Here is a 13,351-nt window from a genome sequence, read left to right on the forward strand (position 1 = left end):
CTCCGCAATTTATATGTGCATATGCATAAAGTCAATGTACACTCCGCCGTAACAAGGCCGGCAGCCGGCCCTCGCGTCAAGGAGACGGACATGGACTACATCGACAAGCTGCGGATTTTCCGGTCGGTGGTGGAGATGCGCAGCTTCACGCGCGCCGCCGACATGCACGGCCTCGCACGGCCTGTCGTGTCGCGCGCGGTCGCGGATCTGGAAGCGCGTTTCGGCAGCCGGCTGCTGCACCGGACCACCCGCCAGGTGTCGCTGACCGAAACGGCCGAGCGCATCTACGAGCGCTGCGCGGCCGTGCTCGACGAACTCGACTCGCTCGAGGCGGAAGCGCAGGCCTCGACGCGCGAGCCTGAAGGCCTGCTGCGCCTCGTCGCGCACACGACGGCCGCGCTGAACCAGCTGGTGCCGCTGATCGCCGGCTTCAAGGCCGCTCACCCGAAGGTGCGCCTCGACGTGACGCTGACCGAGCGCCCGGTCGATCTGGTCGGCGAAGGCTACGACATCGGCATCGTCGTGCCGTACATGCTGACGAACGAATCGACCGTCGTGCGGCTCATCGAACGGATTCCGCTCGTGATCGTTGCGACGCCCGCGTATCTGCAGGCCCGGTCGCGCCCGGTCACGCCGGCCGACCTCGCCGACCATCCGTTCGTGCCGATGTCGCCGTCGCTGCGCCGGCCCGCGCTGTCGTTCCGCGTCGACGGCAACACGCTGACCGTGCCGTTCCGCTTCGACATCTCGTCGAACAGCCCCGTCTTCAACCGCGAAATGGTGATGCATGACTTCGGCATCGGCGTCGTGCCGAAGACGCTCGTCGGCGCCCAGCTCGCGTCGGGCGCGCTCGTGCAGTTGCTGGCCGACGCCGATCTCGTCGACGGGTTCGTCGAGATCAAGCTCGCGTACGCGAACCGCGCGCTGCTGCCCGCGAAGGTCAAGGCGTTCATCGACCACACGGCTGCCTATTGCGACCGCGAAGGCTGGATTGTTCCGGCCGCGGCCTGATCCGGCGCGCGAACGCACCGGTCTGCCGCCGATTGGTACAGCCACGACACCAATCTGATCCTGCCCCGACCATCGATTCGCACCGCCCCTCGCCCTAACATGTGTACATGCACAAGACCACGCTCACCGATGACGATTGCTTCGCCGTCCGGCAAGCCGCCCGCCGGATCTCGCAGTTCTACGAACGTTATCTGTCGCAGGCGGGCGTGACGCCGTCGCAGTACAGCATTCTCGCGCTGCTGCGCGACCGGCCGGGGCTGACGATGGCGACGCTGTCAGCCGTGCTGGTGATCGAACGCACCGCGCTGCTGCGCGCGCTCAAGCCGCTCGTCGGCGCGGCGCTGGTGGCGGGCCGGATCGAGCCGCCGTGCCGCCGCCAGACGTTCGCGCTGACCGAGCACGGCGAAACGAAGATCGCCGACGCGCAGGTGCACTGGCTCGCCGCGCAGGAAGCGTTCGAGCAGCGGTTCGGGTCGGCGCAGGCGGCCCGCCTCAGAGACGAATTGTTCCGGATCACGCACAACCTGCCGGAGCGCTAGCCCCTTCCCCGATCGACGACACGACGTCGATCGCTTTGATTAGTGCATATACATAGGTGAATCGATGGATACGACCCAAGGCGCTGCCTCATCCCGTGAAGCAGCCACTCTCGACCGGCCCGCGAAGCAACAGCGCCGCGTGCCGTGGATGCGCATCGCGGTGGGCGCCGTCGTCATCGTCGTCGCCGCCGCCGCGCTCGACTGGCTGCTCGTGCTGCGCTTCCAGGAGAGCACCGACGATGCGTATGTCGGCGGCGACGTGACGGTGCTCGCGCCGAAGGTCAACGGCTTCGTCGACAGGATCCTCGTGACCGACAACCAGCGCGTGAAGGCCGGCGACGTGCTCGTGCAGCTCGATGCGCGCGACTACGACGCGAAACTCGCGCAGGCCAGCGCCGAGGTCGACAGCGCGCGCGCCGCCGTGACCGAACTCGAGGCGAAGCAGCAACTGCAATACGCGGTGATCGGCCAGCAGGCGGCCGACAAGAGCGCGTCGTCGGCCGAGCTGACGCGTGCCGCATCGGATCGCGTGCGCTACCGCGAGCTCGTGAAATCCGACGCCGTGTCGAACCAGATCGTCGAACGCGCGGACGCCGATTACGCGAAGGCCGGCGCCGCCGTCGAGCGCAGCGACGCCGCGCTGCTCGCATCGAAGCGGCAGCTCGACGTGCTCGGCGCGCAACTCGCCGACGCGCGGGCCCGCGTGAACACCGCGCTTGCCGCGCAGCGCGTCGCCGCGCTCAACGTCGAATACACGACGATCCGCGCGCCGGTCGACGGCTACGTCGGCAATCGCACGGGCCGCGTCGGGATGCTCGCGAACGTCGGCGTGCCGCTGCTGACGATCGTGCCGGCTTCCGGGCTGTGGATCGACGCGAACTTCAAGGAAGACCAGCTTCGCAAGATGCACGCGGGCGATCGCGTCGACGTGTCGCTCGATGCGTCGAGCACGCGCCTGCACGGCCGCGTCGACAGCCTCGCCCCCGCCACCGGCGCCACCTTCAGCGTGCTGCCGCCCGAGAACGCGACCGGCAACTTCACGAAGATCGTCCAGCGCGTGCCGGTGCGCGTGCATCTCGATCCACAGCCGGGCCTCGACCACGTGCTGCGCCCCGGCCTGTCCGCGGTCGTGACCGTGCATACCGATCACGCGAACTGAACGGGAGACGACGATGACCACCGCGTTTTCCGGCGACCCGGCGTCGCAACCGACCAAGCAGCGCGTGTTCGCCTTCGCGCTGATGTGCGTCGGCTTCTTCATGGCGACGCTCGACATCCAGATCGTCGCGTCGTCGCTGCGCGACATCGGCGGCGGCTTGTCCGCGAGCCAGGACGAACTGTCGTGGGTGCAGACGGCCTACCTGATCGCGGAGATCATCGTGATCCCGATGTCGGGCTGGCTGTCGAAAGTGATGTCGACGCGCTGGCTGTTCACCGCATCGGCCGTCGGCTTCACGATCACCAGCATGCTGTGCGGGCTCGCGTGGGACATCAATTCGATGATCCTGTTTCGCGGGCTGCAGGGTGCGCTCGGCGCCGCGATGATCCCGACCGTGTTCACCACCGCGTTCGTGCTGTTCCCCGGCAGGCAGCGGCTGATTGCATCGACGACCATCGGCGCGCTCGCATCGCTTGCCCCGGCGATCGGCCCCGTGATCGGCGGCTGGATCACCGATCAATGGTCGTGGCACTGGCTGTTCTACCTGAACCTCGTGCCGGGCATCGCGGTGGCCTTGCTCGTGCCGCGCTACGTGCATATCGACGAACCCGACCTCAGCCTCGTCAAGCGCGGCGACTATCTCGGCATCGCGCTGATGTCGGGTTTCCTCGGCTGCCTCGAATACGTGCTGGAGGAAGGCCCGCGCAAGAACTGGTTCGGCGACGACGCGATCGTGATCTGCGCATGGATCTCCGGCATCTGCGGCTTCCTGTTCATCGTGCACGCGCTGACCGCGAAGGATCCGATCGTCGACCTGCGCGCGCTCGCGGTGCGCAACTTCGGGATCGGCAGCCTGCTGTCGTTCGTGACCGGCATCGGGATCTTCGTGACCGTGTTCCTGACGCCGCTGTTCCTTGCGCAGGTGCGCACGTTCAGCTCGCTGCAGATCGGCCTGGCGCTGCTGTCGGTCGGCGCGTTCCAGCTGATTGCGCTCTGTGCGTATGCGTTCGCCGCGCGCTTCTTCAGCCTGCGCGCGCTGCTCGTGTTCGGGCTGATCTGCTTTGGGCTCGGCTGCTACCTGTACACGCCGATCACGCACGACTGGGGCTGGCGCGAACTGCTGCTGCCACAGGCGCTGCGCGGCATCGGCCAGCAGTTCAGCGTGCCGCCGATCGTGACGATGGCGCTCGGCTCGCTGCCGCAGTCGCGCCTGAAATCGGCGAGCGGCCTGTTCAACCTGATGCGCAATCTCGGCGGGGCGATCGGCATCGCGGTGAGTGCGACGATGCTCAACGACCGGCTGAACTTTCACTATCTGCGCCTGAACGAGCACGTGAGCGCCGGCCAGCCGCAGATCGCATCGCTGCTCGATCGCCAGGCCGCGTACTGGGCGTCCGTGGCCGGCAACACGCTGGACACCGCGCAAGCCGGCCTGGCGAACCTGCACCGCCTGATCTATCGCGAAGCGCTGACGCTCACGTATGCGGATGCGTACTACGCGCTGTCGCTGTGCTTCGTCGTCGCGCTGATCGCGGTCGTCTTCTCCCAACCCATTTCCCTGAACGCGCCGCCGCCGGACGCGCACTGAGGTTGAGGTCATCACCATCATGAAAAAACTTCTCGTCGCCCTCGCCGTCAGCGCGCTCGCCGCAGGATGTGCGGTGCAGCCCGCGCAGCATCCGGCGCTTCAGGATTCGGTTCGAACGCTCGCGCCCGATGGTTGGGATACCGATGTGCCGCGCGCCGACATCGACGCCGCCGCGTGGTGGGCGCAATTCCACGACCCCGTGCTCGACCGGCTGATCGCCACCGTGCTCGATGGCAACCTCGATCTGCAGGCGGCCGCCGAACGCGTGAAGCAGGCGCAGGCGCTGACCGTGCAAAAGCGCGCGGTGCTGCTGCCCGAACTCGACGCGACCGCGCATGCGGCCGACGCCCGCCAGAACACGCCGCCGCCGCTCGGCTATGTGCGACAGGCCGGCGCGGGGCTCGCGCTGAGCTGGTCACCCGACGTGTTCGGCGGCGAACGGCTCGACCTGCTCGCCGCGCAAGCCGAGCTGGTCGGGCAGAAGCATGCGGAAGATGCGATGCGGCTCGCGCTCGCGGCCGATGCGGCTTCCGCGTATGTCGATCTGCGCTGGGCGCAGCAGGAATTGAAGATCCTGCAGGACAACGCGAAGATCCGGCAGCATGCGCTCGAACTCACGCGCAAGCGGCAGGCGTTCGGGCTGTCGACGGAGCTCGACGTCACACGCGCGCAGAACCAGCTTGATGCGCTCGAAGCGCGGATTCCGCCGACGCAGGCGCAGATTGCGCATCAGCTCAACCTGATCGCCGTGTATTCGGGGCGCACGCCGGAATCGGTCGATCGGCTCGTGCTCGCGCAGGCTGGGGAGATTCCGGCGCCGCCGGTGGGTGCACCGGGGACGTTGCCTTCGCAAGCGTTGCTGCGGCGGCCGGATGTGCTGACGGCGTATGCGCAGGTCGAGCGACGGGCGGCGCAAGTCGGCGTGGCGAAGGCCGAACGGTATCCGAAGTTTTCGTTGAACCTGACGGACGGGATTCTGGCGGCGTCTTATCTCGGGTTGCCGACGTTGACCGATAACCTGTTCAGTGCCGCGTTAAGTGCGACGAGCCCGATCTTCAATGCGGGGCGGATTACCGCCGATATCGCGCAGAGCGAAAGCCGGATGCGCGAGTCGGAACTCGGGTTACGGCAGACGATGCTGCAGGCGTTGCGGGAAGTCGAGGATGCGCGGGCGAATCTCGTCAGTTCCGATGAGGCGTCGCGCAGGCTTGATAGTGCGCTTGCTGCTTCGGATAAAGCGCTTGGGTTGGCGAATCAGCTCTATAAAGGTGGCGCGACGGATTTTCTGGATGTGCTGTCCGCGCAGGAGGTCTATCTGCGGGATTCGGATTCGCTCAATCAGGTCAAGCGCGAACATGCGCTGGCGGCGGTGGCGCTTTATCGGTCGCTTGGGGGTGGGTGGAGCAGGAATGATGCGGCGGATGGGCCGGAGGTGGAGGCGGTGGCGAAGAACAACTGAGCCGTGTAAGGCTGGACACTGCTCTTTCAGTCAGCGCCGGATTAGCTCTGAGCTTGCCTAGATGTCGCCTCATCAAGGCAGTGATCGACCCGTTGCGGCCGATCGAGCGTCCGGACAGTTCAGGACTGGCGCCAGATTGATGCAGCCGTTCGGACCCGCGCTGGCCGTCACGGGGCGAGGCGCCAGGTTGACCACAAGATGCACCGTCATTCGAATACGCCCACGCGCCCCCTACCTTGAGCGAATGATGGGATGCGATTCACTTGCCGGGGACCGCAACAGCGCGAATCAGGCGCAGTGCGCATACGGATCTACCGTCAAAGCCGCGATTGCCGACCAGTCGAGATCGCCCATGCCCGCATTGACCGTTTCGGCCATCTGGCCGTGGACGGCAGCGAGCATCGGGAGTGTGCGGCCAGCCTGTTCGGCCGCTTCGGAGGCCAGACGAAGATCTTTTAAGCCAAGCGCGGCCTTGAAACCAGGTTGATACGCGTTCCTGATGATATTGCCGGAATAGGTCTGGTAAGGACGACTGCCGAACAGCGTGCCCAGGATCAACTCGAAAAATCGCTCTCGCGAAAGCCCGTTCGTCTCGGTGAGAACGACGGCTTCCGCCATCGCTTGAATGGCCATCGTGATCATCATGTTGCAGGCGATTTTCGCAGCATAGGCCGTGGACGGCTCTTCGCCCATGTCCCAGACGCGTTTGCCGATGATGTCCAGTGCCGGCATGACTTTCTCCAGCGCGGCGGGTGCGCCGGCGGCGAGCACGTTGAGTTCGCCCCTGGCAGCGACATCCGGTCGCCCCAGCACCGGCGCAGCGACAAATGCGACGCGCGCCGCTCGATGCGACTCCGCCAGTTCCCGTGCGAACGCCACCGAGATCGTCGATGCCACGACATGCACCAGTCCCGGTCGTGCATGAAGCAGAAGACTTGTATCCAGCAGGACGTTGCGGATTGCCGTGTCGTCGGACAGCATCGTCAAGGTCATATCGGCCTGCAACGCTTGCCCAGGCGTTTCAACCATGCGCACGCCTTCGACATGCCCGCCCGAACGATTCCACGCCGTGACGGCATGACCGGCAGCGACCAGATTGCGAGCCATTTCCCGGCCCATTGCACCCAGGCCAATTATTCCGATTTCCATTTGACTCTCCTCGCGAATGGCCGCGTTCACAATGTCGCTTGCACCGGGTTCGATGCTTCCGTGTGTTCGACGAGCCAGTTCAGCACCGGCATCAGTGCATCGTCGGAGTTCTTCTCGTAGATCAACCCGTGGCCGTTGCCGAACACACCATGGTCGGGAAGATGCAGCACTTCAGCCTGACTGCCGGATGCCTTGAGTTGCTCGATAGTGGGTCGACTGGCGGCCGCGAAGGCGGAGGCCTCCGCCGTGACGGCCACGATCGGCAAACCGGCGAGCCGAGGCAGCCGATGTGTACCCGGCGCGGCCGCGCGCAGCGCTTCAGGCGAAGCAACGGGCGGCTCCCAGTTCAGGGGCGCCGCTGCGAGGCCCCATGTCAGCGAGCCGATATTCGGAATCTCCGCGAACGGAGGGCCCATCGGCTCGACGGCGACGATCGCTTTCACGAGGCCGGGCCGACGATCGGCCACCAACCAGCCGACCGGCCCCGACGCCGAGTGCGTCAGCAGGATCGCCGGGCCGATCCTGTCCAACAGCTTTGCGATCCGGTCCGCTTCCATGTCTTCGGAAAACGCGAGGTCTGCGGGAAGCGGGCCATAACCCGCGATGAACTCGTCCATCGCGGCTTCGTCGTCACGGGCAAAAGGCCATTGCGTGTGCTGACCTTCGTATTCGCTCGGGAAGTAGATATGGCGGCCGTGTTCATACGAAAACGCCGGCCCCATCGGTCCCATGGTCTCGACGTGGAAAGGAGACCTTCCCTGCCCGGGACGGTCGGCAACGAGAACCGCATAGCCCGCTTCCACCAGGCGCTGTGCCCAGCCAGGCCGGCCATCCGGTGTGTCGAACCACTCGGTTCCCTGATAGCCGCCGCCATGCAGAAGCACGGTCGGCCACGGGCGAGTCACCTGCTCCGGCGCTTCCCATTCGACAAAGAGCGGGCCGCATTGGCAGGTCTCACCGTTTCGTTTGATCCGATCGCCCGGAATCCACATATGACCGCGACGTACGGTGCGCGGGGCAGCTTGTGTCCAGAAGGCCAAGGTCATTCTCCTGTTTGTAGCTTGAGGGGCGCGTGGCGCGCGAGTTGCGCATCGACCCGATCAGAACCGGGCGACGCGCAAGCGTTTGGGGGACATGTCGGTGAAGGTCGCGACGTCGGCCATGACCTGCACGGCTTCCGGTGATCCAAACGCGGCTTCGATGGCCGTCTCGTCGCGAAAAATGCATTCGCAGATCACCACGGTGCCAACGTGCGTCAGCGCCGGAAAGAAAGCCGCGACACACTCGAGACCGTAGCGCCGCCATGCCTGCATCACGAGCGGCAGGTGATATTCGACGTAGTAGCTCCGGTCAAAGCGTTCGTCGAGTGTGCCCTCGTAGGTGACATACACGGTAGTGGATGTGATGCGCGACATGACAATCTCCGTTCTGCCTGGTTGTTCGATCTGCCCCACGCGTCATGACGGATTTCAATCCGCAGGGAGGCCGCGAGGACGTGACGACATACGCGACGGATCCCAGTCTCGCAAATTCAATTTCGTACGGCAATTCAATATAATGAACATCTTCCGTTCATTTTTGTGGGTGCGTGAGTATGGAGTGGAGCGATGTCAGGATCTTCCTCGCGATCGCACGCGCAGGGACGCTCGGTGCCGCGGCACGTGCGCTGCATCTCAGTCATCCGACTATCGGGCGACGGCTTCGCGCGCTTGAAGAATCGATGGGACAGGTACTGTTTCAGCGAACCGCGGACGGTTTTGTCCTGACTGAGGAAGGCACCGCTATCCTGCCGCTGGCCGAGCAAATGGAAGACAGCGCGTTGACCATGGAGCGCAGGCTGACCGGTGAGCAGACGAAGCTGGAAGGAACGCTCAAGGTGTCGTCGGCCGACTGGTTTGGCGCCTATGTCCTGCCGCCCGTGATTGCCGAGTATTCGCGCGAATATCCGCTCGTTGAAATCGAGATCCTGACAGGCACACGCCTGTTCAACCTGGCGCAGCGTGAAGCGGACGTCGCTTTCCGCATCGTTCCGTTCGACGGGTCCGATATCGTGCAACGACGTCTGACCCAGATGCGATACGGCGTCTACGTGGCGACCACGAGTGCCGATCCCGTGGAAGGCGATGGCATGGGGCACCGCCTGATCGCGATGGATACGTCAACGGGCAGCTTTCCGGATATCGACTGGCTCAGAAATCGTTTCCCCAACGCGGGCATCGTATTGCAGTCGAACAACCGAAATGTCCAGGCGCAGATGTGCGGCAGAGGGTTGGGCATTGCCGTATTGCCGCGGCCTGTGGGCGATCAGCTCGCTACCATTCGCAGGCTCGATCTGAGCGATGAGCCGCCGCATCGGGATATCTGGATGGGCTACCATCGCGACCTCAGGCGGCTGAATCGATTACGCGCCTTCGTGGATCTCGCGATTAAACACGTTGGACGCTAGTCGATGGACGCGAATCGGAGTGTAGCGATCAGGCAGTGTGTCGCAAGCTCCATCATGATGTTAGTCACCCAAGAGACCATCTTGTCGGATTGTGTACGCCTCCCCTTCGCAAGCACCATCCCATTGAGCATGACCTTTCCCATCGGTCGTTCCTTGATAAACGACTGCGTTGTCAGAAGCCCGGATCAGCGTGTATTTCATGTTCGCAAACGGGCCGACTTCGCCGTCGGCCTCCATGAAAGTTGCTTGCCATCGTGTGTGAACGCAGGCTAACTTTTGTTGATCAGCACATCCCAACACGGAAAGACACACGAGGAGTGACAGGAAAATTCTCATAATTTTCATTCGTTCTCTCAGGGAAACAATGATTGATCAGCGTAGGTAGCGGTCGTACAGGCAAGCACTGGGGCCGCTGCTGTGCCCGAGGCCCTTCCATTGCGGCTTATGCTGCGGCCACCACCGTCGTCATTTGTCTTTGCGCGGGAAGGTGAATACGGGGTTGTCGCAGCAGTTGAAGTGATGCAGCCAGGCATGCGTGCGTTCAACGACCCAGCGATATTTGCCAAGGCCGCTGCCATGTTCGGTACGGCGTCTGGCGATCACCGGCTCGATACCGCACTTGCGCAACGCTCGCCGATGATTCGAAACAGGCAAGCGGCCTGGGTTCTGCTCGCGCCGTGGCTTGAGCGGCGGTAGTAACGGCTCGATCAATATTCACAGCTCATCATCGATGATCGGCTTGCCCATCTCCTCGGTCTCGGTTATTCGGATGCCTGAGGTGAACAGCTTGCCGCGAAATTTAGCAGCCCCACGGAGCCTATTGAAACCGCTTCTTAAAAGCTCTAACAAAATGAGTGTCGAGGGCTGTTAACTCGCCGCGCGTTTTGTTAACCTCTTCGTTGTTTCGCTGACGAGGAGGCCATGGCTAAACCGATACTCGATGACGAACTGTGGTCACTGATCCAACCACTGCTGCCTCCACCGAAGCCACGCCGTACGCGATACCCGGGCCGCAAGCCGCTCGACGATCGCGCCGTGCTGACCGGCATCCTGTTCGTGCTGCAATCCGGTATTCCTTGGGAAATGCTTCCGCAGGAAATGGGTTGCGGCTCGGGCATGAGCTGCTGGCGCAGACTGCACGGCTGGCAACAGGCGGGCGTTTGGGACCGGCTGCACGAAGTATTGCTGGCGAAACTTCGTGCAGCCGATCGTATCGACTGGTCGCGCGTGGTCATCGATTCGTCCTCCATTCGTGCTGTGGGATCAGGTCAAAAACAGGACCCAATCCCACCGATCGGGCGCGACCCGGTTCAAAGCACCATCTCGTTACCGAAGCGCAGGGCATCCCGCTCGCGCTGATCCTCACGGGCGCCAATCGTAACGACGTCACCCAGCTGCTGCCGCTGATCGAGGCCATCCCACCCATTCGTGGCAAGCGGGGGCGGCCTCTGTCAAAGCCCGTCATCGTGCAGGCCGATCGCGGCTACGACCACGACAAATATCGCAAGCCCCTGCACGCTGTCGGTATTGCTACGCAGATCTCGCACGCCGCGGAGAGCCCCACGGCAGCGGCCTCGGCAAGACCCGGTGGGTCGTCGAGCGCACCTTCGCGTGGCTGCACAACTTCAGACGCCTGCGCATTCGGCTCGAGCGCCTCGCCTCCATACACGAGGCGTTCATGAAAATCGCCGCCTGCATCATCTGCTGGCGACACCTTCAAAAATCATTCTGTTAGCGTTTCTTATGGCTTTGCATCGTCGATATGGGTGCGGTCAGTGCTATAGAGTGAGGTCAAGCGGCCGTGTCGCGACACGATCTTGAGTGGTCCGTCATGGTACCGATCCTGACGCCTTTCCCGACGGCGCGACGCAACCAGCCAGCGCGGCCTAAATGTATCGCCAATAGGCTGACCCGATTGTCAACAATATTCTCGAGAGCGAATTACTCCGATCGCCGACACGTCAGCGGCATCGCGCCCCTCTCTTCCGTCGCCCCGGTCTACCCGCTTCGCAGCAAGCCCCGTCGCGCGGGGGCACTGAGGTTTTCCCGATTGCACGTTGCGCACATCGGCACGTATTGATGTCCGTTAAGTCTGCTAACCTCTCTTGCCTCGCCTCGCACCTTGTAGCGGACGGATCAGGCGCCCCCCCGATTCGGCACTGTCCTCCTGCGGCGTGCCAATCTGATCGCAATGGTAGTAAGTGATGCGCACAAACACCGACGCGGCGGCATCGCCGTCGCCTTACATCGCCGGCCATGTGGCCAGCGCAAGCGACGTGAAACTCTCTGTCTCATACACGCGGTACGCCGTCTCCCGTTTCTCCCACGACGTCTCATACGCCAGCGGGTCGCCATGCGCAACCGGCGACAGCGGACGAGCTTCGTCGCACGAGCCCGAACTGGCTGCGGCACGCGCCGATCTCGACCACGCCAACGTATCTGCATGGTGACGAGGTCAAACGAGCCCGACAGTCCGATCAAGCTTTCGGTGAGCGTGAGCCTTCCCGATCGGAACGCACCCGAAAGAGGTCTAACTTTACTATGCGAAATGGTCAAACTTTGCTTCGGCCGACGAGATGCAAACTCGTGGCCGCGCGTAACATTTGTTCATTTTTTTTGGCTCAAGCAAGGCATGATTAGGATGCCTCCCTCGAGGCATGCCATTCTCTAGGGCAGCAGTGAGTCATGTACTGTGATGTGGATTCGCGCCAAGCTCTCGCTTGGCGTTTTTTTGTGCTTGGAACTGGAGCCGAAACCGCAAGTTGATGGGAATGGATCGCGCACCAGCACTTCGACTTCGAGCCCGATCTGATCGCGATGGCGAAGGGTTTCACGTACTCGGGCCACACGGTGGCGGCCACCGATCGTCGCAACCTACACAACCATGAAGACCACAGCCCGCTACACGCAGACGCGCAGCGCTGCCTCGGTTCCCGCCACGGCCATCGTACGGCGACACCCGAGCTCCGAATTGGTCGAGATTCGGGTCACCGGCCAACTCGACTGCGCGCGTCAGCTTCGGATCATCTGCAGCGTCGACGAGGCGGAAGTTCTCGCGCAGCAACTGCTCGAGGCGGCCGCACAGATCCGAACAGCGATCTCCGCGGCCTGACGGCCGATGGCCGTACTTGGCACGGGTTGATACCCTTGTCCCGCTGCTCAATAATCGGAGATCTCGCTTGGAAGACCGCCCGCTCTCGTTCCGCCAACAGACGACCACTGCCGAAATCCGTTCGACGGAGGGTGCCGACCATGCGTAACTCGGCTGGGTGGCTCGGTTGGCTGAGGTGTTTGGTCGGCATGCATCGCTGGGCGGAACATACCTACTACAACTCCATCCTGACCGACAGCGGCGATCATGCGTATCAGTGTGATCGGTGCAACAAAGTACGCTCGTCGCGTTTCCCGCTCCAATGAAAAAAACCGCCATTCGTCACCACCGGCCGCTGACAATGGCCGCGCCACATACCTTGTGGTTAACCGGCCTGAGCGGTGCCGGTAAATCCACACTTTCGCGCCAAGTCGCTGCCCATTTTCGCGAATGCCAGATCCCCGTCTGCATTCTCGACGGCGACGAACTCCGCGCAGGTGTGTCGCCCGATCTCGGCTTCAGACGCGAAGACCGCGCGGAGAACTGTCGCCGCACGGCAGAAATAGCAAAGCTGCTGAACGCCCAGGGTATCACGGTGATCGTGGCCATGATTTCCCCCTACGCTGCGGACCGGCAACTCGCACGAGACATCATCGACTGCGAACGCTTCGTGGAAATCTACCTGAAGACCGACATCGAGACCTGCTCTGCACGGGACCCGAAGCACCTCTATGCAAAGGCAATGACCGGCCAGACACGCCAGTTCACCGGCATCTCCGACCCATACGAAGCACCGGTCTCCGCCGATCTCGTCCTCGAGACCGGAATAACCACCACCGCGGCCTGCGTCGCGCGCATCATCGAATTCGATCTGCAGCGCTACGACCATGTGTAATCACGGCAAGGGCC

11 protein-coding genes and 2 pseudogenes are annotated in these 13,351 nt (G+C 63.3%); 9 read left to right on the forward strand and 4 right to left on the reverse strand.

Annotated features, from left to right (window positions below):
- The first annotated feature begins 90 nt into the window (after positions 1-90).
- The 5 genes from HWX36_RS30790 to HWX36_RS30810 all read left to right on the forward strand — a co-directional run bounded on the left by HWX36_RS30790 (position 91) and on the right by HWX36_RS30810 (position 5,756).
- Entirely contained in the window at positions 91-1,011 is a 921-nt protein-coding gene (locus tag HWX36_RS30790) for a LysR family transcriptional regulator (protein ID WP_175957620.1), read from the forward strand.
- A gap of 107 nt (positions 1,012-1,118) precedes the next feature.
- Complete coding sequence (locus HWX36_RS30795; protein WP_175957621.1) at positions 1,119-1,550, forward strand: MarR family winged helix-turn-helix transcriptional regulator; 432 nt, start codon at positions 1,119-1,121, stop codon at positions 1,548-1,550.
- A gap of 64 nt (positions 1,551-1,614) precedes the next feature.
- Positions 1,615-2,709, forward strand: a complete 1,095-nt coding sequence (locus tag HWX36_RS30800; protein WP_175957622.1) for an HlyD family secretion protein — start codon at positions 1,615-1,617, stop codon at positions 2,707-2,709.
- A gap of 13 nt (positions 2,710-2,722) precedes the next feature.
- Entirely contained in the window at positions 2,723-4,297 is a 1,575-nt protein-coding gene (locus tag HWX36_RS30805) for a DHA2 family efflux MFS transporter permease subunit (RefSeq protein ID WP_175957623.1), read from the forward strand.
- A 19-nt stretch (positions 4,298-4,316) separates the two neighbouring features.
- On the forward strand, positions 4,317-5,756 hold the full coding sequence (locus HWX36_RS30810; protein WP_175957624.1) for an efflux transporter outer membrane subunit: 1,440 nt from the start codon (positions 4,317-4,319) through the stop codon (positions 5,754-5,756).
- 288 nt (positions 5,757-6,044) lie between these two features.
- Here the strand turns inward: HWX36_RS30810 and HWX36_RS30815 are convergent, their stop codons facing one another.
- Genes HWX36_RS30815 through HWX36_RS30825 form a run of 3 tightly spaced genes read right to left on the reverse strand, consistent with a single transcriptional unit; the run spans position 6,045 to position 8,320 of the window.
- On the reverse strand, positions 6,045-6,923 hold the full coding sequence (locus tag HWX36_RS30815) for an NAD(P)-dependent oxidoreductase (protein WP_347879238.1): 879 nt from the start codon (positions 6,921-6,923) through the stop codon (positions 6,045-6,047).
- Between the two features lie 8 nt (positions 6,924-6,931).
- On the reverse strand, positions 6,932-7,945 hold the full coding sequence (locus tag HWX36_RS30820) for an alpha/beta fold hydrolase (protein WP_208457834.1): 1,014 nt from the start codon (positions 7,943-7,945) through the stop codon (positions 6,932-6,934).
- A 60-nt stretch (positions 7,946-8,005) separates the two neighbouring features.
- A complete protein-coding gene (locus tag HWX36_RS30825) occupies positions 8,006-8,320 on the reverse strand; it encodes an EthD family reductase (RefSeq protein ID WP_175957627.1) in 315 nt (104 codons plus the stop codon).
- Positions 8,321-8,499: 179 nt separating this feature from the next.
- Between HWX36_RS30825 and HWX36_RS30830 the strand changes: the two genes are divergently transcribed.
- Positions 8,500-9,351, forward strand: a complete 852-nt coding sequence (locus HWX36_RS30830; protein WP_175957628.1) for a LysR family transcriptional regulator — start codon at positions 8,500-8,502, stop codon at positions 9,349-9,351.
- 513 nt (positions 9,352-9,864) lie between these two features.
- Here the strand turns inward: HWX36_RS30830 and HWX36_RS37425 are convergent.
- A pseudogene (locus tag HWX36_RS37425) lies at positions 9,865-9,990 on the reverse strand (IS5/IS1182 family transposase); the annotation flags it as partial.
- 282 nt (positions 9,991-10,272) lie between these two features.
- Between HWX36_RS37425 and HWX36_RS30840 the strand changes: the two are divergent.
- The 3 genes and pseudogenes from HWX36_RS30840 (at position 10,273) to cysC (ending at position 13,337) form a co-directional block, all read left to right on the forward strand.
- A pseudogene (locus HWX36_RS30840) lies at positions 10,273-11,086 on the forward strand (IS5 family transposase).
- A 1,149-nt stretch (positions 11,087-12,235) separates the two neighbouring features.
- On the forward strand, positions 12,236-12,463 hold the full coding sequence (locus tag HWX36_RS30845; RefSeq protein ID WP_175957629.1) for a hypothetical protein: 228 nt from the start codon (positions 12,236-12,238) through the stop codon (positions 12,461-12,463).
- A 301-nt stretch (positions 12,464-12,764) separates the two neighbouring features.
- Positions 12,765-13,337, forward strand: coding sequence for an adenylyl-sulfate kinase (gene cysC, locus HWX36_RS30850; RefSeq protein ID WP_244136573.1), 573 nt, complete (start codon positions 12,765-12,767; stop codon positions 13,335-13,337).
- Positions 13,338-13,351 lie beyond the last annotated feature (14 nt).

Source organism: Burkholderia sp. BCC0405 (assembly GCF_902833075.1).
Lineage (GTDB): Bacteria > Pseudomonadota > Gammaproteobacteria > Burkholderiales > Burkholderiaceae > Burkholderia.

Coding starts and splice junctions, on each gene's coding strand:
- HWX36_RS30790 (WP_175957620.1), top strand. CDS start 91: ATGGACTACATCGACAAGCTGCGGATTTTCCGGTCGGTGGTGGAGATG.
- HWX36_RS30795 (WP_175957621.1), top strand. CDS start 1,119: ATGCACAAGACCACGCTCACCGATGACGATTGCTTCGCCGTCCGGCAA.
- HWX36_RS30800 (WP_175957622.1), top strand. CDS start 1,615: ATGGATACGACCCAAGGCGCTGCCTCATCCCGTGAAGCAGCCACTCTC.
- HWX36_RS30805 (WP_175957623.1), top strand. CDS start 2,723: ATGACCACCGCGTTTTCCGGCGACCCGGCGTCGCAACCGACCAAGCAG.
- HWX36_RS30810 (WP_175957624.1), top strand. CDS start 4,317: ATGAAAAAACTTCTCGTCGCCCTCGCCGTCAGCGCGCTCGCCGCAGGA.
- HWX36_RS30825 (WP_175957627.1), bottom strand. CDS start 8,320: ATGTCGCGCATCACATCCACTACCGTGTATGTCACCTACGAGGGCACA.
- HWX36_RS30830 (WP_175957628.1), top strand. CDS start 8,500: ATGGAGTGGAGCGATGTCAGGATCTTCCTCGCGATCGCACGCGCAGGG.
- HWX36_RS30845 (WP_175957629.1), top strand. CDS start 12,236: ATGAAGACCACAGCCCGCTACACGCAGACGCGCAGCGCTGCCTCGGTT.
- cysC (WP_244136573.1), top strand. CDS start 12,765: ATGAAAAAAACCGCCATTCGTCACCACCGGCCGCTGACAATGGCCGCG.